Origin of the sequence: Secundilactobacillus paracollinoides DSM 15502 = JCM 11969, assembly GCF_001311135.1 — a bacterium.
Lineage (GTDB): Bacteria > Bacillota > Bacilli > Lactobacillales > Lactobacillaceae > Secundilactobacillus > Secundilactobacillus paracollinoides.
The window spans coordinates 1-26722 of sequence record NZ_BBAG01000017.1; the positions used below are offsets into that span (position 1 = coordinate 1).

At 48.1% G+C, this 26722-nt stretch carries 12 protein-coding genes and 9 pseudogenes; 4 read left to right on the top strand and 17 right to left on the bottom strand.

The genetic code is table 11. The features are described from left to right. Positions 1 to 2185: pseudogene (locus JCM11969_RS18850) on the top strand (excinuclease ABC subunit UvrA); the annotation flags it as partial. A gap of 572 nt (positions 2186 to 2757) precedes the next feature. Here the strand turns inward: JCM11969_RS18850 and xerS are convergent. From xerS to parE, 9 genes and pseudogenes are all read right to left on the bottom strand, one after another. Further along, positions 2758 to 3849, bottom strand: coding sequence for a tyrosine recombinase XerS (xerS, locus tag JCM11969_RS07315; RefSeq protein WP_054709931.1), 1092 nt, complete (start codon positions 3847 to 3849; stop codon positions 2758 to 2760). Between the two features lie 1256 nt (positions 3850 to 5105). Continuing rightward, a complete protein-coding gene (locus tag JCM11969_RS07320; protein WP_054709935.1) occupies positions 5106 to 5393 on the bottom strand; it encodes a hypothetical protein in 288 nt (95 codons plus the stop codon). Between the two features lie 296 nt (positions 5394 to 5689). Further along, a pseudogene (msrA, locus tag JCM11969_RS07325) lies at positions 5690 to 5968 on the bottom strand (peptide-methionine (S)-S-oxide reductase MsrA); the annotation flags it as partial. A 3-nt stretch (positions 5969 to 5971) separates the two neighbouring features. After that, positions 5972 to 6415: a peptide-methionine (R)-S-oxide reductase MsrB gene (gene msrB / locus JCM11969_RS07330; RefSeq protein WP_054709938.1), complete on the bottom strand. Its 444-nt coding sequence runs from the start codon at positions 6413 to 6415 to the stop codon at positions 5972 to 5974. A 146-nt stretch (positions 6416 to 6561) separates the two neighbouring features. Beyond that, positions 6562 to 7711 (bottom strand): annotated as a pseudogene (locus tag JCM11969_RS07335) (glycerate kinase family protein). Positions 7712 to 7789: 78 nt separating this feature from the next. Next, a complete protein-coding gene (locus JCM11969_RS07340) occupies positions 7790 to 8719 on the bottom strand; it encodes a manganese-dependent inorganic pyrophosphatase (RefSeq protein ID WP_054709941.1) in 930 nt (309 codons plus the stop codon). A gap of 271 nt (positions 8720 to 8990) precedes the next feature. Further along, positions 8991 to 9959: a LysR family transcriptional regulator gene (locus JCM11969_RS07345; RefSeq protein ID WP_054709944.1), complete on the bottom strand. Its 969-nt coding sequence runs from the start codon at positions 9957 to 9959 to the stop codon at positions 8991 to 8993. A gap of 101 nt (positions 9960 to 10060) precedes the next feature. Then, positions 10061 to 12501 (bottom strand): annotated as a pseudogene (parC, locus tag JCM11969_RS07350) (DNA topoisomerase IV subunit A). A gap of 17 nt (positions 12502 to 12518) precedes the next feature. Beyond that, entirely contained in the window at positions 12519 to 14507 is a 1989-nt protein-coding gene (gene parE / locus JCM11969_RS07355; RefSeq protein WP_054709947.1) for a DNA topoisomerase IV subunit B, read from the bottom strand. 143 nt (positions 14508 to 14650) lie between these two features. Between parE and plsY the strand changes: the two genes are divergently transcribed. After that, entirely contained in the window at positions 14651 to 15271 is a 621-nt protein-coding gene (gene plsY / locus JCM11969_RS07360; RefSeq protein ID WP_275452940.1) for a glycerol-3-phosphate 1-O-acyltransferase PlsY, read from the top strand. A gap of 461 nt (positions 15272 to 15732) precedes the next feature. Here the strand turns inward: plsY and JCM11969_RS07365 are convergent, their stop codons facing one another. Next, on the bottom strand, positions 15733 to 16611 hold the full coding sequence (locus JCM11969_RS07365; RefSeq protein ID WP_054709954.1) for an aldose 1-epimerase family protein: 879 nt from the start codon (positions 16609 to 16611) through the stop codon (positions 15733 to 15735). Positions 16612 to 16921: 310 nt separating this feature from the next. Here JCM11969_RS07365 and JCM11969_RS07370 point away from each other — a divergent pair. Next, positions 16922 to 17965: pseudogene (locus JCM11969_RS07370) on the top strand (zinc-dependent alcohol dehydrogenase family protein). Between the two features lie 177 nt (positions 17966 to 18142). Here the strand turns inward: JCM11969_RS07370 and hslU are convergent. The 3 genes and pseudogenes from hslU to xerC form a co-directional block, all read right to left on the bottom strand. Then, positions 18143 to 19556 (bottom strand): annotated as a pseudogene (gene hslU, locus JCM11969_RS07375) (ATP-dependent protease ATPase subunit HslU). Between the two features lie 30 nt (positions 19557 to 19586). Next, on the bottom strand, positions 19587 to 20111 hold the full coding sequence (gene hslV, locus JCM11969_RS07380; RefSeq protein ID WP_054709963.1) for an HslVU peptidase proteolytic subunit: 525 nt from the start codon (positions 20109 to 20111) through the stop codon (positions 19587 to 19589). 21 nt (positions 20112 to 20132) lie between these two features. Next, positions 20133 to 21097, bottom strand: a pseudogene (xerC, locus tag JCM11969_RS20100) (tyrosine recombinase XerC). Positions 21098 to 21326: 229 nt separating this feature from the next. On the opposite strand from xerC, the gene JCM11969_RS07390 reads away from it, so the two are divergent. After that, a complete protein-coding gene (locus JCM11969_RS07390; RefSeq protein ID WP_054709966.1) occupies positions 21327 to 21650 on the top strand; it encodes a MazG nucleotide pyrophosphohydrolase domain-containing protein in 324 nt (107 codons plus the stop codon). Between the two features lie 249 nt (positions 21651 to 21899). Here JCM11969_RS07390 and topA read toward each other — a convergent pair whose 3' ends face one another. The 4 genes and pseudogenes from topA to ylqF form a co-directional block, all read right to left on the bottom strand. After that, complete coding sequence (gene topA, locus JCM11969_RS07395; RefSeq protein ID WP_054709969.1) at positions 21900 to 24002, bottom strand: type I DNA topoisomerase; 2103 nt, start codon at positions 24000 to 24002, stop codon at positions 21900 to 21902. A gap of 169 nt (positions 24003 to 24171) precedes the next feature. Next, positions 24172 to 25042: pseudogene (gene dprA / locus JCM11969_RS07400) on the bottom strand (DNA-processing protein DprA). 58 nt (positions 25043 to 25100) lie between these two features. Continuing rightward, positions 25101 to 25828 (bottom strand): annotated as a pseudogene (rnhB, locus tag JCM11969_RS07405) (ribonuclease HII). Between the two features lie 34 nt (positions 25829 to 25862). Then, positions 25863 to 26717, bottom strand: coding sequence for a ribosome biogenesis GTPase YlqF (ylqF, locus tag JCM11969_RS07410; protein WP_054709973.1), 855 nt, complete (start codon positions 26715 to 26717; stop codon positions 25863 to 25865). Between the last annotated feature and the right edge of the window lie 5 nt (positions 26718 to 26722).

Below are 26722 nucleotides of genomic sequence, written 5' to 3' on the forward strand. Positions count from 1 at the left end.
AGTGTCCCAATGGCTGGGAGATGCCAACGTTGGCCATCTCCCAGGCCATGGACCTGCCAAACGATGGTAAGAGCGGCATGGGGGAGATTGTTTGCCCAACGTGTGGGGTAAAATTTAAGGCGTTTGGCGCCGAAGACTTTGCGTTCAACTCCACCGGTGCCTGTCCGACCTGTGATGGGACGGGGCAGGCTAAGACGCTGGCAACCGACCGCTTGATTCCTGACCCAACGTTAACGATTCGAAATGGTGCGGTGGCGTCGTGGCGGTTACCGGGACGCAATTTCATGCAAATTGTCGCCTCGTACGCTGGCGTGGACATTGACACACCGTTTCAGGATCTTCCAAAGGACCAGCAGGACTTCGTGTGGCACGGGCCGCGGCAGAAATACGCCATCAACATTCCAAGTAAGACAGGCAAGATCTTCCACATGGACAATGCCGTTTTTGAAAATGCCTTTAATGCCGTGGAAGACAGTATGGCGACAACGACCAACGAACGTGCAATCAAACGGCTAAACAGATTTTATGAGTTCGGCGAGTGCCCGACCTGTCATGGGTCACGGTTCAAGCCGGAGCTCTTGACGCAGCTTTTGAATGGTAAAACCATTGCGGAAGTAAGTGAAATGACGTTGAGCGAACTTGAAGCCTTTATCCCGACCATTTTTGAGTGGTTGCCGGACGACATGGATGACTTAGCGCACGATATTGTCAGTGAACTGACACAGATCATGACGCCGCTGATGGATCTGGGGCTGGGCTACCTGACGCTTGCGCGGGCCGGGGCATCGTTATCAACCGGTGAGTTGCAGCGAATTCAGTTGAGCCGCACGTTGCGGACGAAGACGACCGGTGTGCTCTACGTCCTTGATGAGCCATCGATTGGACTGCATCCGGCCAATATTAAAGGGTTGATCACCGTGATGCGAGACTTAGTTAATCAGGGTAACTCAGTCCTGGTTGTCGATCATAAAACGGCCATCATTGAGGCTGCTGATGAGATTTTAGAGATCGGTCCCGGCGTCGGTCAGGCGGGTGGGCAATTGATCAATCAGGCACACCAGCCGAAATTGCGGCTAAACCGCACTCACTGATTGGTCCATTTCTCAATGGCAGCGCCAACGATATTGTCCGTGCGACCGCTCAAAATAGCGAAAATCCGGCGAAGAAACAGTTTGGATTAACGGTGACCCAGCGATTCAACTTAACTAACGTGACGGTTAACTTCCCGGTTAATCAGCTGTCAGTTGTGAGCGGCTTTTCAGGCGCTGGTAAGTCGACCTTAGTTTTTGACGCACTTATTCCTGCGCTGACGGCCACGAAAAAACAACCGGCTCCGGCTTTTGTGCGCGACGTCAAAAAAGGCGGCTTGCGGTCAGTCGTTGCCATTGATGCGTCGCCAGTCGGCAAGAACGTGCGCTCAACCGTCGCCACTTACACCAACATTTTGGATAATTTGCGGACCCTATACGCTGCGCAACCGGAAGCACAAAAACGCTCCTACACGGCCAGCAACTTTTCCTATAACGTGACCGCGGGTGCTTGTCCAACCTGTGGCGGGACCGGCCAGATAAATTTAGACATCCAGTTCTTGCCGGATATACAGGAAGTTTGTCCCACCTGTGGCGGCAAACGGTATAATCCGGAAGTGCTGGAAATCAAGTGGCACGGGTATTCCATTGCTGATCTCTTGGCATTGTCAGTGGACGATGCGACGAGTGTGCTAAAGGATCAACCCGCAATCGCAAAAACGCTGAAGACGCTGCAGGACATGGGACTCGGCTACCTTCATTTAGGCGAAAGCACGCCGTCGTTGTCTGGTGGCGAAGCGCAACGTCTGAAGCTAACATCACACATGGGAAGCACGCAAAAAAGCACGTTGTTCGTCTTTGATGAACCTTCAACTGGTCTGCATCCATTGGACGTGCAAGTGCTGTTGCAGGTCTTCCAGCAGCTCATTGATCAGGGCGGCACCGTCCTCGTCATTGAGCACGATTTAGACATCGTTGCCAACGCCGACTATATTTTGGATATGGGTCATGGCGGTGGTAGTGAGGGCGGCCACATTGTGACGACTGGCACACCACGGCAGGTTGCTGCGAGTGGTTTAGGCCACACGAGTAAGTATCTCAAGGCCCACCTTGAACATTTTTCAAACAAGGCCACGTCCTCGACTGATGACAAATAACTTAGCATATTTCTAGCATTGGCTGGGAGGGGCATGCTATCCTTTAGGTACACTCCTAGTTAGTGAGTTGGGCAGAAGAGGTCATTTATGTGTCTCCTTTCAACCACCCCAACGCGTTTGTTGATGTTGCAAACGCGATGGGGTGGTTTGTTTGTGTGGCTGGAAACTCAGTTCAATCGACAACACGGATTAAACAGGTTACAGCCTCTGAAAATTCCGAATCTCTTTGTTGATTTGGAGAGTGGTGATAACCTAAATCGCCAGCGGTCAATCTTCAAATACGTCAAAAATCATTATTATTTTTAAAAACATCATAAAAAACTAGTCAAGACGTTCATTCATCTTAACTAGTTTTTAATATATTGACTCGACTTAAAAATGGGACACTGTCAAAAACATTTTCAAAAAAATCACTTTTTTTTGTGCCAAATAGCCGTCAGATAACGAGTATAAATCAATTGCAGCGTTTGGGTGTGCGGGTATGGTAGGACTTTATTCGACACGATAGTAATATCGATAACAGTGCAGCAGAATTTGGCTCGATCAAACCAATAGCAAGTACTGAAAACTGACTAGTCATCCTCATGCAGCTCGTCCAAAGCCTCATGCTGCTTCGTATCAATAATGTGCGTATACAACCCCGTTGCCGTGGTCGAACTTTGCCCCAGTTGAGTCGCCACTAAATGTTCATTCTTAGTGGCCAGATAAAGTTTCGATGCCAGCGTGTGCCGCAGCTTATGTGGTGTGATCCGCACGTGGTTAAAGGCGTACGAATACTTTGATACCAGCAGTTCAACCGTCGCTGTTGTGATTCGGTGCGGTGCTTCCTTGCCCTTGGTCAGGAATAGTGCAGTGATGCTGGATGTCGTTTGGTAGCGTTCGGATCTGATTTCTAGATAAGGGGTCACATAGGGCAACACCCAGCTTGCGACCGGCACTGTATCCCACTTACCGCCCTTGCGCCGCACGGAGACGGTCGCTTGTTTGACACTGAGGTCCTTTAAATTCGCATTGGCGAGTTCTGACACGCGAATGCCGGTTCCCAGCATCAGTGCGTTAATGGCGACGTCGCGCTCACGGTCACGCTGGAAATAGCGCATCTTCCTGGCATCGTCCTTAATGCTGTCAGCATAGTCATCGCGAATAAAGTTCAGGTAATCCATGTCAGTCTTACCCAGCATCAGCTGACTTTTAATACTGTTGGCGCGGGCCGCGTAGGTTTCACTGTCACGTACCAGCGAGATCTTCTTCATCACATTGCGGTAGAAGTAGGGTTCGCCGTCCTGATTTTCAGTCTCTTCCGTTAGAAAACGAAACAGGGCAGACAGCGCGTTTAATGAGCGATTGACCGTCCGGTGTGAAATGGCGCCTTGCGGGTTGTTGGCCGTTTGCTTGCCACGATTAAGTAGGTAGGACTTATAGAGTTCCATATCCTGTTTTTTCATGTGCTCCAGGTCGGCTAGCGCGATTTGAGCGGGGGATTGTGCGCTGGAAACGCCAGTGTCGACCAACCATTCGAAAAACCGGTGAAATTCATTCAAATATTGGTAGAGTGTTGCAGCCGAAAGAGGGACGGTTGACTTGGTCAAATAGTAATCGCGAATAAAATCCGGCATTTGGGAAACGAGTTCTTCATTGTGTTTTACGTAGTCAGCTTGGCGCATGGGTAACCACCTTAGATTTAAATTTTGGGTTTTGAGTTGGCTGGTGGGACTGGTTGAGAGGTGGATCATGATAGTTAAACTTAATAAAATATCAGTTTTATTAAGTTTAGTATACCACGAATACTGGCTGGAATCAGCTGCCTTTCTGATTCACTGGATTCTTGATGATGAATCTGGTTAATATCAGTGTTAAATTCCGTGTAAAAGCTGATATAACGGTGTTTTTGACTATATTATGGTGCAAAATACGTTGCATTTTTGGTCTAAATCTTGCATCAGATCAAAAAAGATCAAAAAAAGATCAAAAAAAAGTCCAAAATCACGTAACCAACATCGTTAACGCTAGCATGTCGTAATGAATCATCAACGGAATTTCTAACACATCGTAAATTTGAGTCATCAGCACACATCAGCAAGTCTAATCTGGAGCAAATCAGACATTATTTCTTTGATCACACTGCATCTGTAGTTTTATTAGGTCTATAAACGCTGGTATATCAGCCTTTAGCAAGAATCAGTTTACTCAGACGCATTCTGACGCACAGTTCAGTTCTAAGACGGATAACTGACCACGAAACTTTCTTAGAACGCGCCATTTATTTTGGCGTTAAACCGTTGGTCGATCATGATGTACTAAACATCGCAAAAAGCTTATTTTATTAGACTAGCCATGACTCAACATGCCAATTTAGCAAATCAAACTGCAAACTAGTTCTGCAACATTAAGTCTTGAGTCAAACTAGAGATTACGGCAACAATTACAAGATAACATGCGTGAAGAACGTTTAGTAGAACTTTAGTTGAATTCATGAGCCACGTAGGTCATTTAGAGTTGCTAGCGAATAATCATCAGGTAAATGAATTGAGTCGACACCTAAACAACTAATCACGCTAACACAAAACAGAAACTAGTTTTACGACAAAGAGAAACAGGGAAGTCGTCAAAATTAGGCTTCCCCCAAAAATTTATCTCTACTTTACATAATATATATTATTCAAAGTAGTGGTTCAAAAGAGAGAAGTCGCTTTAATTCAGTTTCCCGTCACGCACACTTATCGATTTCACTATGCATGACGCAATACCAGTTAACGTCTCGTCACAGACTTCAGCTTGATTTCCAAAATAAAAAAGCTCAAGCAATTGCTCAAGCCTTAAATCAATCTAGTTACTCGTATCTGAATCAATCTTTTGAAACTTGTTGTTCGCAAAGATGCTCCAGCTGCGCCGACGATGCCGACCAGCCCAACGATGATAATTAATATAATGCCAAGGACACTAAACTTCTGAACGGCCATGTAGATCCATGATGCATCATAAAAATGGCTAAAATATCGACTAATGTGAGCACGATTTTTTCCGTTGAGTTGTTCTCCGTTGAGTTGTTCTTTGATAAAAAGATACAGATGCCATACACACCTAAATAACTGATCATGTTGATCCAGATCATATACGTCACGTGCTGCTGAAAGACTGCTGACAACACCGTTGTGATGCACAGACAAATGGCTGTGACCCACGATGAAATCACTGCTTGTTTTCGCAAAAAAACCAGCTCCTTAGTTCTTTATTCAGTCTCTATTTTCCGTTAAATCACGTGAATTTGCAAACGATATTACACTTCAAATCACCTTGAAGTGGTCAAAAACACTGTCGTCATACGGCTTAACTCATCCCAAACAAAAAGAGATTGTTTTCCGCGCAATCTCTCAGTAGCTTAATGTCGCTTAAGCCTGACACTTTAGTTGTATTGAAAACGTGTGAACATCGACTAAACTTAATAAAACTACGCCTGCCAATTATCCTTGATAAACGCTTCGCGGCCGCCCATTTCCTCAATTATGAATCACCGCGATCTTGAAATTGACCCATGGCATCAGTCGGGTCCGTTTGTCGCCAGTAGATATCCACTAGCTGGTCATAGGAAATAACGTCAGGATCAAACGTGATCTCAACGGCTTCCGTGTGACCAGTTGTATGACTCGCAACCTGCTCATAGGTCGGATTGGCAACGTGACCTCCGGTGTACCCAGAAACCACTTTTTCAATGCCAGGCTGTTCATCAAACGGCCGGACCATGCACCAGAAACAACCGCCAGCAAAAATTGCCGTTTCACTCATGGCTTATTCCCCCTTGTCAAACAGTGCCTTGTACTGACTGTAACCAGCGGCATCTAGTTCTTCAACTGGGATAAACTTAAGCGCGGCTGAGTTGATGCAGTAACGCAAGCCACCCGCTTCTTGAGGCCCATCTTCAAATACGTGGCCAAGGTGAGAGCCTGCTTGTTGCGACTGAACTTCATTACGAATCATGCCATGCGAGGTATCTAACTGGCTGTCCAATGCTTGTTCGTCAATTGGATGGGTGAATGATGGCCACCCACAACCGGCGTCATACTTATCAGTAGAGCTGAATAAGGCTTGGCCACTCACAACATCCACGTAGATCCCCTGTTGATAGAAATCATCATATTGGCCGCTAAATGGGCGTTCGGTTGCAGCGTTTTGGGTTACTTCGTAGGCTTCAGGTGTTAACCGTTGTTTTAAATCGTCTTGAGATTCTGTCATGTGATCACTCCTCAATACACTAGTATTCGGTTGCCCACAAAATAGATTGTGTACAGCTAGATTGAGTATAGCATCATTTGGCGGTTAAACAAGTATTCTGCCCAGAACCCCAACGCTTATCTCATCTGACGTTGACCAACACCATGTTAATGCCACAACCATCGTGTCTGGGCAATCACCCGAGCAACCTGTTCAGCCGTAGCGGTCAAATTGGCCGCGCCGTCATTGAGTGCTTCAGTAAGGGTCGTGACGCCCTGTTCGATCGGAAAAATAGCGTCAATCCCCTTGGAAAATAGGACATCAGTGCCTGACCCAACATTACCAGTCAACACGATTACGGGCGCGTGAGGTGCCACCGCCTTCGTTGTCTGGGCGACCCCCAGCGGCGTTTTTCCGTATTGGGTTTGAAAATCAACTTGCCCTTCACCTGTAAACACGAGATCAGCATCCTGAGCGCGTTCTCGCAGGCCAGCAAACCGTATAACAAGGTCGATTCCTGCTGAAGATGCCCTCTTAAGAAGCGATCAAGCCTGCACCAAGGCCACCGGCAGCGCCGGCACCTGGAATTTCGCCAACCTTCACACCAAGATCCATCTCGATTATTTGCGCGAAATGGGCCAAATTCCGGTCTAACTGTTTAACCATTTCTGAAGTGGCGCCCTTTTGTGGGCCAAAAACAGCAGCTGCCCCATTTTCGCCGATCAGTGGGTTAGTCACGTCAGAAGCAACCAGAAATGAAACATCCTGAATGCGGTGATCTAAACCCGTTATATCGATGTGTGTTAACTGGCCAAGCTGCCCACCGCCGACCTGTAATTCGGTGCCAGTCTCGTCTAGAAGATGGACACCAAGCGCTTGGGCCATTCCAGCACCCCCGTCGACCGTCGCACTGCCGCCGATGCCAATAATAATGCGCTTAACGCCCTGATCCATCGCCGCTAAGATCAACTCACCAGTGCCATAAGTTGTCGTTACAGATGGATTTCGCTCGCTGACAGGTACAGCTTCCAACCCACTAGCGGCTGCCATTTCGATCACGGCTGTTTCATGATCACCCAGAAGACCAAAACTGGTAGCAATTGGCTTACCGAGCGGACCGGTGACATATTTTTGGAGCATCGTTCCACCCGTCGCATCGACCAGCGCTTGAACCGTCCCTTCACCACCATCGGCCATTGGGACCTTAACACGATCACTTTCCGGAAAGACCCGTTTGACACCGGTCTCGATCGCATCAGCTGCTTGCTTTGCGGTCATGCCGCCCTTAAACGAATCCGGTGCAATCACAATTTTCATGCCCAGTACCCTCCTCATGACACCGAACTAAAAACAGCATCACCGGGAGGGTAATGCTGCTTCAATCGTCACTGATGACTAGTTTTCAAAAGCACCTTGTAATGGTGGTACGACTTGCTTTTTACGTGACACAACGCCAGGTAAGTTTGCACGGTCATCCTTCAAAGTCGTGTTAAAGGCCTTTTCAACAGTGGCCTTTGGTTCGCCATAGACGAATAATTCAGAGTTGCTGTCTAACACGTTGGTAGCTAAGACCAAGAATAAATCGTAGCCTTCCTTAGCAGCTTCGTCAGCCATAGCCTTCTTCAAGCCGTCTTCACGGGCTAAGACTTCGTTCAAGTCGACCGTGTTGATTTGGTCGATTCGAACACTCTTGCCGCCCATGGTAAATGACTTCGCATCGTTAGCAACCAATTCAGCATCTGTTTTTGACGCCAAGTTAGTCCCAGCCTTTAGCATTTCAATACCGTAAGTCTCGTAATCGATGTCAGCAATTTCAGCAAGGGCCTTGATGGCAGCACGGTCCTTGTCAGTTGTGGTTGGTGACTTTAATAACAGCGTATCTGAGATGATTGCTGATAACATCAAACCAGCTAACTGTGCAGGAATCTCAACCTTGTTTTCATCAAACAATTCAGTGATCAACGTGCTGACACAGCCAACCGGTTCTGCCCGGTAATAAAGTGGTGCAGCGGTGTTAAACCCGTTGATCCGGTGATGATCAACGACATGCGTAACAGTCACGTCAGCAATGTCGCTGACACTTTGTTGGGGTTCGTTGTGATCAACCAGCATAACGGAATCAACTTCGTTCGCAGCGGTCTTGATGATCCGTGGGGTTGGTTCGTTAAAGTAGTTCAACACAAAGTTGGTTTCCATGTTAGGTTCGCCCAAGGCAACGGCTTCAACGTCGTACCCTAACTTTGATTGTAAGTATGCATAAGCTTTTGCGGCCACGATGGCGTCCGTATCAGGACTTTGGTGACCAAAAACAAGTTCTTTTGCCATTTGTATATCTCTCCTCAGCATTAAAAATATTTTTTTAAGTGAAGCGTTCAACAGCTCAACCGATCGTCTCAACAACGACGGTGTTCCAAGCTGTCTATGTAATTCCACGCAACGTTAATTATACCAAAAAAATGTGGCGGGAACCATCTTCAACATAAAATCCGGGTAAAATATAAAATCCTCTCAAGAATGCCGCTTCATTGCACTGTTCAGCCAACATAAAAATCCACCCTCAATTAAGAGAATGGATTTCATGAACTATCGCATGCAGCTATTCTTTATTTTCAGCCTGGATCTCCTGTAACCGTGACAGGTAATCCTTGGTCTTCAAATATTGATCAAACTGTGCTAAGAAGTGGCCGATACGTGGGATCTTATCCTTGCCACTCCGGAAGACAAACGCTAATTCAAAGCGAATGTTTGGTTCGAATCGTGCCGTCCAGGTGTTTGGAAAATCACCCTGACCAACGTAGAAGGAGTTCGGCAGTGCCGTGTAAGCACCAGTTTGCTTCGAGAACCGGAGTAACTGCAACGGTGTGGTAAATTGGGCCACACTAGTTGGCATGTCGACCATGGCGTTCTTAAACGATTCGCGCATCATGTGGTTTAGGTAGTAGTTATTTGGATACGTTGCCCATGGCTTGCTTGGCAGATCAGCGAACTTGATCCGCTTCTTCTTGCTCAAACTTTCGTCGTGGTGAATGAATAACAGGTCATCGCTGATGATCCGCTTAGATTCGTACGGCTTCCAGTTCTTGATGGATTCATCAGGCAGGTACATGATGGCGAGATCGATCTGGTTGTTTTCTAAACGGTCCCAGATCTCTTTTCTAGTCAGCATGTGGAAGCTGATCTTCACATCAGGATTTTCCCGGTAAGATTGAATGGCAAAGTCCTCAAAGACACTGTCTTCAACAGAGGCTAAGATGCCAATCTTGATATCCCCCTGAGTGGCACTGGTGGATTGTTGAATCTCATCAGCGGCGTCGTTTAAGATATCATAAATCTTATGGGTGGCGTCCAACATGGTGTAGCCGGCATCGGTTAACCGCAGTTTCTTACCAACTGAGTAGAATAAGCGGGCACCTACTGTCCGTTCCAATTTTTTAATTTGTTGGGTCAAGGCAGGCTGCGTAATGCCTAGGATCTGTGCAGCTTGTGTATAGTTCATTGTTTCTGATAATTGTAAAAAGTATGTCAAAGTCTTCGAACTGAAGATGCTTTCTTGCTTGCTTTTCATATTAGGGAAAGCCTCCTAAGGTATTTGTTATAGCTATAATAACCATACTTTGCAAAATACGCAATTAATGTAATCTAAAAATAACCAATACCTAATAAAAATTAAGATAATGTTAAGGAAGTCGGCTTAAGTCTCAGGATTTCCGGTGTGCCTTCCTTTTCAATATCGATCACGAAGGACCCGTTGGAATAGCGGGTGCTGAGTGGATGCTCCGCCGGCAAGATATCGTGCATACGCCGGTGGTCGGTGATTACTTCAATGGCTTGGTCATCTTGCAGTTTTAAGAAATCAACAACTTCGTGCGGATTATTCTTAAGCGCATGCAGCACCATGACACCCTTCCGCGCCCGACTCGTCACTGGCAATTCGCTTGCCTTCATCTTCTTGAAGGCCCCACGTTGGGTAATCAGACTGACCACGTCATCATCGGTGATCAGCTGCATGTCAGTCACACAATCGTCTTCACCAAGATTCATTGACTTAACACCCGTTGTCCGGGCACCGTTGACTGGAATCTCAGCAATATCAAACCGCAGTGCCAGACCAAGTTTTGACATTAAAAGGACCGTCGTTTGTTCCGGCTTAGCCATGAAGGTGACATCAACCACGTGGGCATCATCGGCCTTTAACTTTTCGTAAACCATTGCCCGGCTCTTATAGGTCCGGCTTGGTTGGAGCGCTGATAATTCTGTTCGCTTGATATAGCCTTCATCGGTCGCAATTAAGAACTCACCTGGCGCTTTTAAATCAGAAAACGCGTAGGTCGCAATGATCTGTTCATCATCAGATAACCCAATCGTTTGGGAAATGTGTTCGCCAGTATCCTTCCACCGGGCATCACTAATTTCGTAGACTGGCCGGTAGATCAAGTTCCCCTTATTGGTAAACATGTATAGATGATCCAGCGTACTGAGTTTATCCATAAAGATCGGGTAGTCGTCTTCCTTTAACCCATTATCATCAGGATCAGAGGCGCTGTACGACCGCACACCAGAGCGTTTCAGGTAACCGTCACGACTGACCATGACCACAACATCTTCGTCAGAAACAACGACTTCCGTGGAAATCTTCAACGGTGTAATTTCGTCTTGGATCTCTGTCCGGCGATCGTTACGGTACGTCTTATTGATGCTGCGCAATTCGCCACGCAGGACCTTGTTGAGCTCCTTGGGCTCATCAAGGATCTTATGGTATTCCTTGATACTGTCAGCCAGCTCAGCAGCTTCCTTTTCCAAGGCCGTAACATCAGTGTTCGTCAACCGATAAAGTTGCAGGGCAACGATAGCGTCGGCTTGTTCTTCTGAGAAGTCATAGGCTTTGACTAAGTTGTCGCGGGCATCCTTACGGTTTTTGCTGGCACGGATGGTCTTGATCACTTGGTCGAGAATCGACAGTGCCTTGATCAGCCCTTCAACGATGTGTTGACGTTTTTGGGCCTTGTCCAATTCAAACTTAGTTCGGCGGGTGATGACGTCCTGTTGATGCTCTAAATAAGCGACTAGGATCGTTTTTAACCCCACGTGTTCAGGACGGCGATGGTTGATCGCCACCATGTTGAAGTTGTAGGTCACCTGCAGATCTGTGTTCTTAAACAGATAGTTCAAGATACCTTGGGCATCAGCTTCCCGTTTCAGCTCAATCGCAATCGATAAGCCTTCCCGGTCAGATTCATCACGCACTTCAGAGATACCATCTACTTTTTTAAGCATACGCAACTCATCAATGCGTTTGACCAGCACTGCTTTGTTGACCTCATAGGGGATCTCGCTAACGCGGATAAATTGTTTGTTGCCACGAATGTCTTCAATGGCTGTCTTAGAGCGCACAACGATCCGGCCCCGGCCAGTCTTGTAAGCTTTTTTAATGCCATCTAACCCTTGAATGATCCCACCGGTTGGAAAATCAGGCCCCTTCACAAACTGCATGAGCTGATCTAAATCGGCCTTGGGATGGTCCATGAGGTAAATTAACGCATCGATGACTTCGCCTAAGTTGTGCGGCGGAATATCCGTTGCGTACCCGGCTGAGATCCCAGTGGCACCATTGACCAGCAAATTAGGAAACTTCGCTGGTAACACGGTTGGCTCATACTCGGTATCATCAAAGTTGAGCACCATATCAACGGTATCTTTATCAATGTCCCGAAGCATTTCACCCGCAATTTTACTGAGCCGCGCTTCCGTGTACCGCATTGCGGCAGGTGGATCACCGTCCATTGACCCATTGTTCCCGTGCATTTCAATCAGTGTTCACGGACCTTCCAGTCCTGACTCATACGGTTGAGCGCTTCATAGATCGAGCTATCGCCATGGGGGTGAAAATTACCCATGACGTTCCCAACAGACTTTGCTGATTTACGAAACGGCTTATCGTATGTGTTGCCATCCTTGTTCATCGCGAAAAGGATTCGGCGCTGAACGGGTTTGAGACCGTCACGAATATCTGGCAGTGCCCGTTCCTGGATGATTGATTTTGAATAACGACCAAAACGATCGCTCATGACTTCTTCCAAAGTCAGTTCTTGAATATGATCAGCCACCATCTTATCCCCTTTCGTTATTAGTCGGCGTTTGCGGCGTCAGCGTGCGCTGATTTTGCCACGTTGTTATCTAGAATACTCCCGTCTTCTTCGAGGGTGAAGGCCACGTTGTCTTCGATCCACTTTCGACGTGGTTCGACCTTGTCACCCATTAACGTGGTGACACGCCGTTCAGCGAGTGACGCGTCATCGATTCGAACGCGCACCAGTGTCCGAGCCTCGGGATCCATGGTCGTTTCCCAAAGCTGTTCCGCGTCCATTTCACCAAGTCCCTTGAACCGCTGTAACTTGTAGTTTTTGCCAAGTGTCTTAGTCTTCTTGGCCAATTCATCGTCAGTCCAAGCATAACTGATACTGGTCTTCTTACCGCTACCGGCTTGAATCATGTACAACGGCGGCAGGGCGATATAGACCCGCCCCGCGTCGATCATCGGTCGCATGTACTTGTAAAAGAACGTCAACAGCAGTGTTTGAATATGCGCACCATCATCATCGGCATCGGTCATGATAATGATTTTGTCGTAGTTCGCATCCTTGATATTGAACTCATAGCCGACACCAGCACCGATCGTATAGATCATGGTGTTCAACTCTTCGTTTTTCATCACGTCTTCCAGCTTAGCCTTTTCGGTGTTCAGCACCTTCCCACGCAACGGCAGGATGGCCTGGAATTTCCGGTTACGGCCCTGCTTCGCAGACCCGCCGGCAGAATCCCCTTCGACTAAGAACAATTCGTTCTTTTCGGCATTCTTAGATTGGGCCGGCGTCAGTTTTCCTGACAATAACCGTTCCTTACGCTTATGCTTCTTGCCGTTCCGACTTTCATCCCGCGCTTTTCGCGCAGCTTCACGCGCTGTCCGGGCCCGCAATGATTTGTGGATCAGCATTTGCGCAAACTCACCGTTTTCCATGAGGTAGTAGCCAAGCTGTTCGCTCAGGACACTATCCACGATGGTCCGGGCTTCAGGTGTCCCCAATTTTTCCTTGGTCTGGCCTTCAAATTGAAGGATCTCTTCAGGCACCCGCAGTGAAATGACAGCTGACAGCCCTTCACGGACATCGGATCCTTCCAGATTCTTATCTTTTTCCTTCAAAAGGCCCACTTTTTTAGCATACTCGTTGAAGGCCTTAGTCCAGGCACTGCGCATCCCTGATTCATGGGTCCCGCCATCCTTGGTGCGGACGTTGTTGACGAAGGACAACAGATTTTCAGTGTACCCATCGTTGTACTGGGCTGCCACTTCAACTTCAACGCCGTCCTTTTTACCGTCAAAGTACATGACGTCGCCAAGGGTCTCCTTGTCTTCGTTCAAATAGCTGACGAATTCTTTGATACCGTCTTCAAAATGGTAAATTTCTTCGTGTTCCTGATCCTGGCGCTTATCCGTCAAAGTGATCTTAACGCCCTTCAGCAAAAAGGCAGACTCGCGTAAGCGTTCAGCCAATGTGTTGAAGTTGTAAACCGTCGTGGTAAAAATACTTGAATCTGGTTTGAAGTGCAGCCGAGTCCCCGTTGGCTTGCGGGTATTCCCTTTTTTGACCAACGTGGTGACCGGGTGGCCGCCATCTTTAAATTTTTGTTCGTACATCACGCCATCACGGACAATGTTGACTGTCAGTTCAGATGACAGCGCATTAACAACGCTGGCACCGACACCGTGCAGGCCACCAGAGGTCTTATAACCCCCCTGACCAAATTTCCCGCCGGCATGTAGCACAGTTAGAATCACTTCCGGTGTGGGTTTGCCCGAAGCATGCATCCCCACGGGCATCCCCCGACCATGATCTTGGACGGTAATACTGTTGTCCGCTTCAATGACGACATCGATCTCGTCCCCATAGCCGGCAAGCGCTTCGTCCACCGCGTTATCCACGATTTCATATACCAAATGATGCAGCCCGCGGCCGTCAGTTGATCCGATATACATCCCGGGTCGTTTTCGAACGGCTTCTAGGCCCTCTAAGACCTGAATGGATGAATCATCGTAAGTTGGCTTCTTGTTCGCCACTAAAAAGACTCCTTTCAATCAGCCTACTCGCTGATGAGACACAATTTTAATGTGAATTGTTTATAAATTCTCGTTAACTTGTTTAAAACATGATAAAATATGGGCCAGTGCAGTGTAACGAATCCACATTGGAGGAAATTAAGTTGAAACTCGTTTTATTACTCATCCTGGCCTATCTGCTAGGCGCAATTCCAAACGGGGTTTGGATCGGCAAACTCTTTTTCCACACCGACATTCGCAAAGCAGGTTCAGGCAATATTGGCACCACCAACACCTATCGGGTCCTGGATCCGGTTGCCGGAACCACCGTCATGGTGCTGGACATCGCCAAAGGTACCGTGGCCACGTTATTACCCATGTGGTTTCATATTACCACGGTTAACCCCCTATTATTTGGGCTAATGGCAATTCTTGGGCACACCTTTTCGATCTTTGACGGGTTCAAGGGTGGCAAAGCTGTGGCCACCAGTGCCGGCATGTTACTCGCTTACAATCCCGTCTTCTTCATCATTGCCTGCTTGTTATTCATCAGCTTTATCTATTTAACCAGTATGGTGAGCCTCGCGTCAATGATTTCTTTTTCAATCATCACAATTTTAAGCATCTTGTTCCATGATGTGTACCTGTCAATTATCGCAATTGTGCTGACGATCTTCGTGTTCTACAGACATCGCACCAACATTAAACGAATCCGTGAAGGCACTGAAAACATGGTACCGTTTGGCCTGGGATTCAGGCACCGCAACCAAAAGTCTTCAAAATAAAGCTTTCTCTTAAAGGACCATCACTCAATATAGACGCAATTAAAAGCAGCTGAGGTTTTTTCTCGGGTGCTTTTTTGCTTACAATCTCTTATTATACCCGAAAAATCGCCGAATAGAACTTACGTTTGATTAAAAGATGATGATAGTTCCGTGCAAACCGACCCTTTCCAACATTAGGTAATGGTCACGCTGTTCGTATCTAATTATGAACTCAGTAGTGTGTTGCAGCCGATCGGCATGGCAGCTGCGGCGTCGGGACTAGTTAGCAAGCGTCCTTGGATCGGTGACTAATACGCGATGTAAGAGATCCCTGAATTTCTAGTGGAAATTGTTGCAACAAGTTCCGCGGCCCAACGAAGCGACCCATCAGCATTATTACCCTTACTCATCAATGGATATTCACTATTAAACCCACTAAAAAAACGACTGATAGTCAACTTATCAATCGCTTCTCACTGGTTTTAAAAGAATCTAATTTGATAGTCTGCGGTAAATTCGGCGTTTGGTTGAATTGTCTGGATGCCCATTTTCTGGCGGAAATCGCCAGTTGCATTGACACTGTCCGCAATCCCCCACCATGGTTCGATAGCGACAAACGGTGCCCGCTTTGGATAGGGTGACCAAATCCCGACGTACGGCGCGTTTTCAACCGTCAGCGCTACCCCGTGGTCATTGACCGTGCTGCTAAGCATCACGGTCGTTTCAACGTGGTCCAAATCAAGGATCAGGGCATCCTGATTAAAGAGGTCATGGTCCAGTTTCAGTGGTGTCGTCAAGTTCAGCGTCTTTTCATGATCCGCGTCGTTATAGGGACCAACCAACGGGATTTGGGCGTACGACCGCCGTGGTGCAACTGTGATGGCATAGTCTTCAAAACCGCCCTCATACGGGTTCAATGGCACATTAAAGCCTGGGTGTCCGCCAATTGAAAATGGCATGGCCCGGTCGTCAAGATTAAGCACGTGGTAACTGACATCCATCGTGTGCCCCGTCAAGGTAAAGGTCACTTGCAGGTCAAATTCAAACGGATATCTTGTTTTCATCTCATCGTCCGTTAGCAACTGAAAGACTGCGTGGCCGTCATCGTGCTCCAGAACCTTAAAGGTGTAGTCGCGCGCGAACCCGTGCTGGTCCATATGATAGGTTTCCCCATCCAAGGTGTACTGATTGTCTTGCAAGCGCCCCACGATTGGAAATAGGATCGGCGCGTGTCGACCCCAGTACATCGGGTCAGCTTGCCAGATGTATTCGATTTTTTCAGCAGCATCGTTCACACTGGTCAACTCAGCGCCTTTTTCGTTGATTTTAACGGTTAAATCATTGCTGTGTAAGCTAATCATGAACATTCCTCCGAACAACTGATTTAATAATTAGTATAGACCTTTCCACCGTGAAAGTCATTTTAAACTTGACTACGAAATCTTAGCGGGAGGGTTCCTTGTGCGACACTTCTAGTTTATCACAGAAACGGCTTGATAAGCCCGATTAACCGCTTATTGACACCGTTAACGACCTGAACCTAATAGCGACATGTAAATCATTGCACTTGCTCACGAACCTGACTAGAATGAAGATAAGCATGGTTTTCAGTCCCGCGCTAGCCACACTGAACACATTAAATAGCATTTATCACAAATGAGGCGATACAAAATGACAACAACTCAAATTCAAAATTTACCAACGGAAATGAAAGCCTGGCAGGTCACGACGCCAGGTCCCATTGATGGCGCCGAATCACCACTGGCCTTTGTCACCAAACCAGTACCAACACCTGAACGCGGTGAAGTCCTGGTTAAAGTGTTGGCTTGTGGTGTTTGTCACACCGACCTGCACGTGACAGAGGGCGACTTGCCGGTTCACCATGAACACGTCACACCCGGCCATGAAATTGTTGGCGAGGTGGTGGCCACTGGGCCCGAAACTAGTCGCTTTCAACTGGGTGATCGCATTGGTATCCCATGGTTGCGCTGGACCTGCGGCGTGTGTGAATTCTGCCGTTCAGGCCGTGAGAACCTCTGCCCTAACTCCCTGTACACGGGGTGGGATCACGATGGCGGCTACGCTGAATACGTCACTGCGCCCGAAGGATTTTCCTACCGGATCCCCGACCAGTTTGATAATATCACTGCCGCGCCACTGCTTTGCGCTGGCATCATCGGCTACCGCGCCTATCACCGTGCCAACTTACCAGCCGGTGGCCGCCTTGGCCTGTATGGATTTGGCGGGTCGGCCCACATTACCGCCCAGATTGCGCTTGATCAGGCATGGAAGTCCACGTGCTGACCCGTGGGACGGATGCCCGCAAATTTGCGCTGGAATTAGGCGCCAAATCTGCTCAGGGTCCCTATGACCTGCCACCAGTCAAACTCGATTCATCGATTATTTTTGCGCCGGTTGGCGACATCGTCCCGAAAGCGTTGGAAGGACTTGCTCCAGGCGGGACGTTAGCGCTAGCCGGGATTCATCTGACCGACATTCCAAGTCTCAACTACCAGGATCACATTTTCATGAAAGAATCTCACCAGCGTTGAGAGTAACACGCGGCGTGATGGCGAGGAATTCTTAACCTTAGCGGACCGCTTAAACATTCACCCAGAAACGACCCCGTACGCTTTTGACAAAGCGGATGAAGCGTTGCGGTACGTGAAGAAAGGCGATATTCGTGGCGCCTGTGTGCTGAAGATCAGTGACTGAGCATCACATTAGACCGACGACGTTTATCGTTGCAACTCAGTACCTAGCTAAAAACGTGTTATTTGGGCGACTAGCGGGTTGTCCACGTTCTTGAACCCATGCAAATAAAACGAAAAGACCGTCACAGGCCCCATTTTCGGGTCTGTGACGGTCTTTTGAGTTCTGATGCAACACGCGTTAAAGAATGTAACGGGAAAGGTCCTTATCCTTCACGATGTTGCCGATCTTGTCATTCACATAATTTTCTGTAATGGTAATGTCACCCATCTGCATGTCAGGTCCTTCATATAGGAGGTCTTCCAGCAGTTTCTCCAACACGGTGTGCAAACGACGGGCACCAATGTTTTGGTTTTCATGGTTCAACTCAGCGGACAGTTCAGCGATCCGTTCAATGGCTTCCATGGTGAACGTGACCTTGATATTATCCGTCCCAATCAATGCTGTGTACTGCTTGATCAGTGAGTTCGTTGGTTCTGTCAAAATGCGGACAAAGTCGTCCTTGTCCAGATCATCCAATTCAACCCGAATCGGGAACCGCCCTTGTAATTCAGCAATCAGGTCGCTCGGCTTTGATTCAGCGAAGGCCCCGGCAGCGATAAACAGGATGTGGTCGGTGCTCAGCAGGCCGTACTTCGTCTGGACCTGAGTCCCTTCAACGATCGGTAAAATGTCACGTTGCACCCCTTCACGAGAAACTTCGCCACTGTTTTGATTGTTCTTGGACGCGATCTTATCGATTTCATCAATGAAGATGATTCCTGTATTCTCAGCGCGTTTGATGGCGTCATGGTTGATGTCGCCTTCGTTGACCAATTTCTCGGATTCTTCTTGAATCAACACTTCTCGGGCTTCAGAAACAGGCATATTCCGCTTCACACGACGCTTTGGCATCATTTGACCAAGCGTATCGCTCAGGTCAATGCCCATCTGGTTCATCATAGGATTATTGCCAGCAGCGGCTTGTTGCGGATCATCCATTTCAATTTCAACTTCACGGTTTTCCAGCAGGCCCTTTGCCAGTTGGTCCGAAACGGACATACGTTCATTCTTGATGTCGTCCGTAACCTCTTCTTTAGGCTGTTCGGGGGCAGATGGCATGTTGCCTGTTGCAGTTGTGAGAACATGTTCATCATGGCCGACATGTCGTTTTGTTGTTTTTGCTTCGGCTTCTTACCGGGAACGATCAGTTTCGTTAGCCGGTTGTTAGCGCGTCTTGCAGCTCAGCACGAACGTTTTCGAACTGGCTGTCCTTCTCCATCTTAACGGCCACATCAGCGAGACTGCGGACCATGGATTCAACGTCGCCACCAACGTACCCAACTTCGGTAAACTTCGTGGCTTCGACCTTCACAAAGGGCGCTTTAACGATCTTTGCCAGCCGGCGTGCCAACTCGGTCTTCCCAACCCCGGTCGGGCCGATCATCAACATGTTTTTAGGGGTGATTTCGTCCTGCATGGCTACCGGTAACTGCATACGGCGGTATCGGTTGCGCAGCGCGATTGAAATGGATTTTTTCGCATCACTTTGCCCGACAACATAGTCGTCAAGCAGTGACACGATTTCTTTTGGTGTTTTTGTAATCGGATCCATTCAAATTACAGCTTTCTTTTTGGGATTAATTTAGAATTCTTCGACTTTAATGTTTTCGTTCGTGAAAATATCGATTTCACTGGCGATACCAAGTGCGGTCTTGGCAATCTCGCCCGCACTCATATCGGTTGCGTGCCGGTGCATCGCCAACGCAGCAGCCTGCGCAAAGTTACCGCCGGACCCAATGGCGAGGATGCCATCGTCTGGCGCGATTACTTCACCGGTCCCAGAAACGAGTAACATGTTATCCTTATCCATCACGATCAGCATGGCTTCAAGCTTTTGAAGACCCTGGTCAGAGCGCCACTGTTGGGCCAATTCAACGGCTGCCCGTTGCAGGTCGCCATCAAATTCTTTTAATTTAGCTTCAAATTTTTCTTCCAGAGTAATGGCATCAGCCACCCCGCCCGCGAAACCGACAGCGACTTTACCGTCGTAAATTTTACGGATCTTTTGGGCTTGGCCCTTCATAATCACCTTTTCACCCATGGTCACCTGACCATCACCAGCCATTGCGCTGTGGCCGTTGTGTTGTACTGCTACGATTGATGTCATCTAAAATCCCAACTTTCTTTTTTAGTCGTGTGTTGCCCGCGGGAAATACTTACGATAATCTCGCTGCAGGTGCGCTTTTGTCACGTGCGTATAGATCTGGGTCGTGGATAAACTACTGTGTCCCAGCAGTTCCTGCACCGTCCGCAGATCAGCGCCGTGATTCAACAGGTGGGTGGCAAACGTGTGCCGCAACATGTGCGGATGAATGTCCCCTGTCAGCGTACTGCGATCGATCACTTGGTTCAAAACGTATTCGACACCCGTGGCCGTGATCGGCCGCCCGTAGTGATTAATAAAAAGGGTGTCGTGCGTTTGATGGTACTTGGCCATCAGCGGTGCCCGACAGTCGCTCAGATACGTCTGTAAGGCGTGCTTAGCGTAATTGCCAAACGGCACGTAACGCTCCTTATTTCCCTTCCCATGAATCAACATGAGCTGGGTACTATCGTCAACGTCGTCGAGTCGCAACCCGCAACATTCGCTGACCCGGATCCCCGTGGCGTACAGGACTTCCAGAATTGCGGAGTCCCGCAGCGCTAGGGTCGCGTCCGGATTTGCTGCAGCCGCTTGGAACAGCGCCGTCATTTCCTTTTCGTAAAAGAACCGAGCAATGGCGCCGGCCGTTTTTTCAGCGTGACATAGGCAAACGGATTTTGCGTGATCTGATGTTCACGAACCATAAACTCGTAAAATGACCGCAGGCTGGAAATCTTTCGCGCAATCGTTGTGCGTGCCTTGTGTTCATCATACAGCTGGCTCAGATAGACCTGAACATCAAGTTTGCTGACGCTTAACAGATCAGTTGCCCCGCCAGTCTCTGACAGGAAGTGGCGAAACGCGTCAATGTCTTCACGATAGGCTTTAACAGTCTCATCGGAGTACTGACGTTCACTGGTGAGGTACGTGATAAAGGTTGCCTCTAAATCTGACACATAACCACCTCCGTTGACAAACAATTTAACAGACTTTAACAGACGTTCAATCATTTGGTCAAAATTGGTCAAAGATTTTTAGGAAAACTTAATCTTTTGTCAGCATTAGTTCTGCATAAGACTGGGTCTGACCGGCCAAACTAACGCGAAACCAGCCTATGACGGTCATGATTTCGGTTACAATAACTATTATATAACAGATTCAATAAGATATTAACCACTTAAGTCCATGGCCGACTGACTTTGGTATACTGAATGAAACACAAGTGAGGAAGATGATGACATGGATTTAAACAGCCACCAAGAATGGTTAGCCGACTTTTACCACCAACGCGGATGGGACACCTATTCACCGCAGATCGGGATTAATTTTATGACTGAGGAAGTGGGCGAATTATCCCGTGCTGTGCGGACGATGGAAATTGGCAGGGACCATCCTGGTGAACGCAAGGCTAGCGATGCGAAAATGATGGCTAATCTGCGCGAAGAGATGGCGGATGTGTTGGATCAGGTGCTGTTTTGTGCTAGTAAGTATGGGGTTCGTGCGGATGAGCTGCTTCGTGGGAGTGAGGAGAAGTTGACGAAGCGGTTTGAGGGTCGGGATTGATGGATCCTGGCTGATTTTTTTGATAGAGAAATACTATTTTAGAATAGTCGTATTTGAGACAGTAAAAAGAAGACTTTGCTAGTGATTTTTTCGTTCTGGCTTGGTCTTCTTTTTTGTTTTTTGGTTTATTTGGGGTTAACTTTGGTTGGGTTGGTGCTGAGAAGCTTTGAGGAGTGAATTTAGTTTACGTATAGGCCCTTGGTAGTTAGGATTTCTACTGTCCTCGAGACCAAACGTGCTCCGCACTCTCTACTTCTGTACCTCTTCCTCATAATCCCCATTAGGACAAACAACCTGCAAGCCGCCCTTAACCTTCTTTTCAACCAGGTAATGGCCATCCTTTGGACAGTCACGGCCGACTGGTTTATCCCAGGTCGCGAAGTCACAGTCTGGGTATCTTGAACAGCCGTAGAAGATTCGGTTTTTCTTTGACTTGCGTTCAATCACTTGACCCTGCTTACACTTTGGGCAGATCACGCCGATCTCCTTGACGATCGGCTTTGTATTCCGGCAGTCTGGGAAGCGTGAACAGGCGTAGAACTTGCCGTAACGGCCCATCTTAATGACCATTGGTGCCCCACAGATATCACAGTCAAAGCCGGCTGGTTCATCCTTGATCTGAATCTTTTCGATGGTGTCCTGAGCGTGGTCGACTTCCTTTGAAAATGGCTTATAGAAGTCATCCACAACCTTGACCCAGTTTTGATGGCCCTCTTCGATACCATCCAGTTCCTTTTCCAAGCCAGCGGTGAACCCAACGTTCACGATGTCTGGGAAGTAGTCCTGAATGATCGAATTGACGATATCACCCAGTTCAGTCGGTTCAAACCGGCGACCCGTGAGTTTCACATAGTACCGGCGCTGAATCGTATCCAGCGTTGGTGCATAAGTCGATGGCCGACCAACGCCATTTTCTTCAAGCGCCTTGATCAGGTTGGCTTCAGAATAACGTGCCGGCGGCTGGGTAAAGTGTTGCGCTGGGTCGGTCTTGCTCAAGGTCACCGTGTCGCCTTCGTTGAGGTCGGGCAACAGGTTATCCTTTTCCTTACCATCCTTATACAGCTTCAAGAACCCGTCGAACTTCATTTTTGAGCCGTTAGCCTTAAACGTGACGCCGTTTTGTTCCAGTGTAACCGCCATGGTGTCCATGACAGCGGGTGTCATCTGGCTGGACATGAATCGGTTCCAGACCAGTGAATACAGCTTGAACTGGTCGTTGGTCAAATATTCCTTGAGATCCGCCGGTGTCCGGTAAACAGAGGTTGGCCGGATGGCTTCATGGGCATCCTGAGCCCCTTCTGGCAGCTTGCCTTTGATCGTCTTAGTAGCGGCGTATTCGGCACCGTACTTTTCGTGAATGAACGATGACGCTTCATGCTTGGCAATGTTTGAGATCCGAGTCGAGTCGGTCCGCATATAGGTAATGAGCCCCTGTGAGCCTTCCTTGCCGATGTTGATTCCTTCATACAATTGCTGAGCGGCCATCATGGTCTTTCGCGTCCGGAAGTTCAACTTCCGGTTAGCTTCCTGTTGCATGGCACTCGTTGTGAATGGCGGTTGCGGTGACCGCTTCCGTTCCTTACGAGTGACTTTGGTGATATCAAAATCGCCGTCACGATCGATGTCGGCGAGGACCTTTTGCACCGCCTCGTTGTTTGGCAGATCCTGCTTCTTGACGTTACGACCATAGAAGCTAGCGGCAAACTTAGACCGTTTGTGTTTAAATTCAGTATCGATGGTCCAGTACTCTTCAGGTTCGAAGTTCTTGATCTCGGTTTCACGATCAATGATCAGCTTAAGCGCAATGGACTGCACCCGACCGGCACTGAGCCCCTTCTTCACTTTCTTCCATAAAAGCGGTGAGATCGAGTAGCCCACTAACCGGTCTAAGATCCGCCGAGCCTGTTGGGCATCGACCAGATCCATGTCGATCGAACGTGGGGTCTTAAAGGCGTCCTTAACAGCATCTTTTGTAATTTCATTAAAGACGACCCGGTTTTTATCTTTCGGATCTAAATCAAGAATGTGGGACAAGTGCCAAGCAATGGATTCACCTTCACGGTCCGGGTCAGCTGCGAGATAAACTTGTTTAGCTTTCTTGGCTTCGGAACGTAATTCCTTGATGACATCACCCTTCCCACGGATGGAAATATAGTGGGGATCGTAGTCGTGATCAACGTCGACGCCCATCTTACTCTTTGGTAAGTCGCGCACGTGACCCAGGCTAGCCATCACCTTGTATGTCCGACCGAGATATTTCTCGATGGTTTTTGCTTTGGCAGGCGATTCCACAATCACAAGTTTCTTTTGCGGCTTCTTACGCTTTGCCCGTTTTTTGGTTGATGTTGGCATCCAATTACTCCTTTAACAAATTTTTTGAAAATACAATGTTATGGTTTTTATTCATCAAATCTTTCACATCATATTTCATAAAAAATGGATTGTCAACCAAAGAACTACTATATTATAGTGCGTAAATGTGTCGGTGACCGTTGAAATCGGCTCTTAATTGCAGGTGATATTACAAAAATTCTTCAAGGATGTGTTGCGGTGTTAGCACGGGTTTAGCGCCCGCTAGGATCAGTTCGTTGCACCCTGCTGAAAGGGGGGTCATCGATCCGTCCGGGAACCGCTAAAACATTTCGATTATTTTGAATGGCAAGGTTGGCAGTGATTAAACTGCCACTATGTTGTTTGGCCTGAACGACCAACACCGTTTCCGTCAATCCTGCGATGATGCGGTTGCGCTCCACAAAATGGTGCGGCTTGCCCACGTCACCGATCGGATACTCGATTAAGACCAGTTCGTGAGCGGCCATGTACGCTTGTAACTTACGATTTTGGGCAGGATACGTGAGGTTCAGCCCCGTACCAATAACGCCAATCGTATGCCCACCGGCATGAATGGCCAATCGGTGACTGAGCGCGTCAACGCCCTTTGCTAAGCCGGAAACGATCACGTGGTTTTGCTGAATCGGTTGCGGTAAAAGCCGTTTCATCGCCGTTTGGGCATATTGATTCGGTTCCCTGGCGCCCACAACGCCGAGTAGTTTGCCCGCCGTTAATAAGGCAAGATTACCTTGATAAAAGAGCACGTTCGGTGGCAAATAACTTTCCTTGAGTTGGGCAGGATAGTGCTTGTCCAAAATCGTCAGCCAGTTGGCTTCATTTAAGTGGCGCGTCAACACGTCACTGAGTTGCTGACTGGTAAAACTGGTATAAAATTGCTTGGCTTTTGTTGGATTGAGGTTTGCAATGCGGGCCATGTCTTCAGGCAATAGTCGTTTAACACCGGTCGGATGTGCCTGAAGCCACTGGTAGATCAATGTTTCGCCCTTAATGCCAATGCCCTTCGCTAATCTGAGACGCAGTAATAATCGTCGTTTATCCATGGGTTGTCACTCCTTTGTTTGTTCCTAGAAGTAACTACGCAGGATAATCGCAAAATGGTTAAAAAAAGTCTGAAACTGGCGCAAACGTTTTTCGGTGAATGGGTGTTGGGCCTAACTGGGCAAGACCAGCCAGGTGCGCTTTCGTACCGTACCCTGCATTATGGCTAAATTCATAACCGGGGTAACGCTGGTCATAGCTCTGCATCACGTGGTCACGGAAAACTTTGGCCACGATGCTGGCAGCCCCAATACTGATACTCTTGGCATCACCCTTAATGAGCTTGAGTTGTGGAATATCAGTGTCGATGCTCATGGCATCAATGAGTAATTGCTGCGGTTTGACGGTTAAATGATTGACCGCTTCAAGCATTGCGGCCCGTGTTGCTTGATAGATATTCAGGTCATCGATCTGCTGAGCTGAAGCCCACCCGATGCCGACACTGACTGCTTCGTTTAAGATCTGCGGGTACAGTTCCTCGCGCTTATGGTCACTGAGTTGTTTGGAATCATTCACACCCAATACGTCAAAATCTGCAGGTAACACAATGGCACAACTGATGACCGGCCCAGCCAACGGTCCGCGGCCAACTTCATCAATACCGGCGATCACTGTGCGCCCTTTATCCCGAGCTTGGTTTTCATAAAAAAAACGCTTCTCAAAAGCGTTTTTGCGTCGGCTAACTTGGCGAGCCGTTTATGAGTTTGGGCGATCAGCTGTTGAACGCCCTTGCGCGAATCTGCAGCTGCTTCGACAAACAACGGATCCGTTTCAGAAGTAACGGCCATAAATCCTTTTTTATAGTCGGCAATGGAACGTCTATCAGTCATTCCTATCGCCGTCCATTCTGTCTAAGGTATACCGTCCCAACTTAGCCTTTCTGGTATCTTGGATCAGTCGTTCGCTTGCCCGGTCATAGTCATCCTTCATCCCAATTTTCTTGGTGATGGCCAATAGGAGATCAACGTCAGATAAGTCGAGATCTGCATCGGAAAGTTTGTACCGTTCAGGCAGCGCTTCGGGGTAAGTTTCACGGAAAAAGTGCAACGCAAACAAGGCCACGTCATCACTCGCAAACCGCTTATCCTTGATGGCACCGGTCAGAGCAAGCTTCTGCCCCGTTTCTTCATCTTCAAACTTTGGCCATAAAATCCCTGGCGTATCCAGCAAGGACAGTTTTGAAGAGGACCGCAGCCACTGCTGACCCTTTGTCACACCAGGCGTATCGCCGACCTGGGCGACCCGTTTGTTAACAAGGCGGTTCAGCAATGTGGATTTCCCGACGTTCGGAATGCCCACAGTAATCGCGCGAATTGGCCGCTCTTTCAGCCCCTTTTGCTGTTCGGCAGCGAGTTTATCCCCCAAAATAGATTGGGCAATTTTTGTCACTGTTTTGGTTGTGATATTAGCCTTTGAATCCACCGCAATGGCTGGCAGTCCCATTGCCTTGAAATGCGCGATCCAATTTTTGGTCTGAGCGGGATCAGCCAGATCACTCTTGGTCAGGATCATCAAATGCGGTTTGTCTTTGATCAGCCGTTCGATCTCTGGATTTCGTGAGGCGTCCGGAATGCGGGCATCAACGAGTTCAAACACAATGTCGACCACGTGTAGATTTTCTTCCAGTTGACGGATGGCCTTGGCCATGTGGCCAGGAAACCACTGAATTGTTGCCATTGTTA

Bases quoted from the DNA above. Each gene is read 5' to 3' on its own strand.
- xerS (WP_054709931.1), bottom strand. From the start codon at position 3,849: ATGCGCCAAGCTGACTACGTAAAACACAATGAAGAACTCGTTTCCCAA.
- msrB (WP_054709938.1), bottom strand. From the start codon at position 6,415: ATGACAGAATCTCAAGACGATTTAAAACAACGGTTAACACCTGAAGCC.
- JCM11969_RS07340 (WP_054709941.1), bottom strand. From the start codon at position 8,719: ATGGCAAAAGAACTTGTTTTTGGTCACCAAAGTCCTGATACGGACGCC.
- JCM11969_RS07345 (WP_054709944.1), bottom strand. From the start codon at position 9,959: ATGAAAAGCAAGCAAGAAAGCATCTTCAGTTCGAAGACTTTGACATAC.
- JCM11969_RS07365 (WP_054709954.1), bottom strand. From the start codon at position 16,611: ATGATTAGCTTACACAGCAATGATTTAACCGTTAAAATCAACGAAAAA.
- hslV (WP_054709963.1), bottom strand. From the start codon at position 20,111: ATGACATCAATCGTAGCAGTACAACACAACGGCCACAGCGCAATGGCT.
- JCM11969_RS07390 (WP_054709966.1), top strand. From the start codon at position 21,327: ATGGATTTAAACAGCCACCAAGAATGGTTAGCCGACTTTTACCACCAA.
- topA (WP_054709969.1), bottom strand. From the start codon at position 24,002: ATGCCAACATCAACCAAAAAACGGGCAAAGCGTAAGAAGCCGCAAAAG.
- ylqF (WP_054709973.1), bottom strand. From the start codon at position 26,717: ATGGCAACAATTCAGTGGTTTCCTGGCCACATGGCCAAGGCCATCCGT.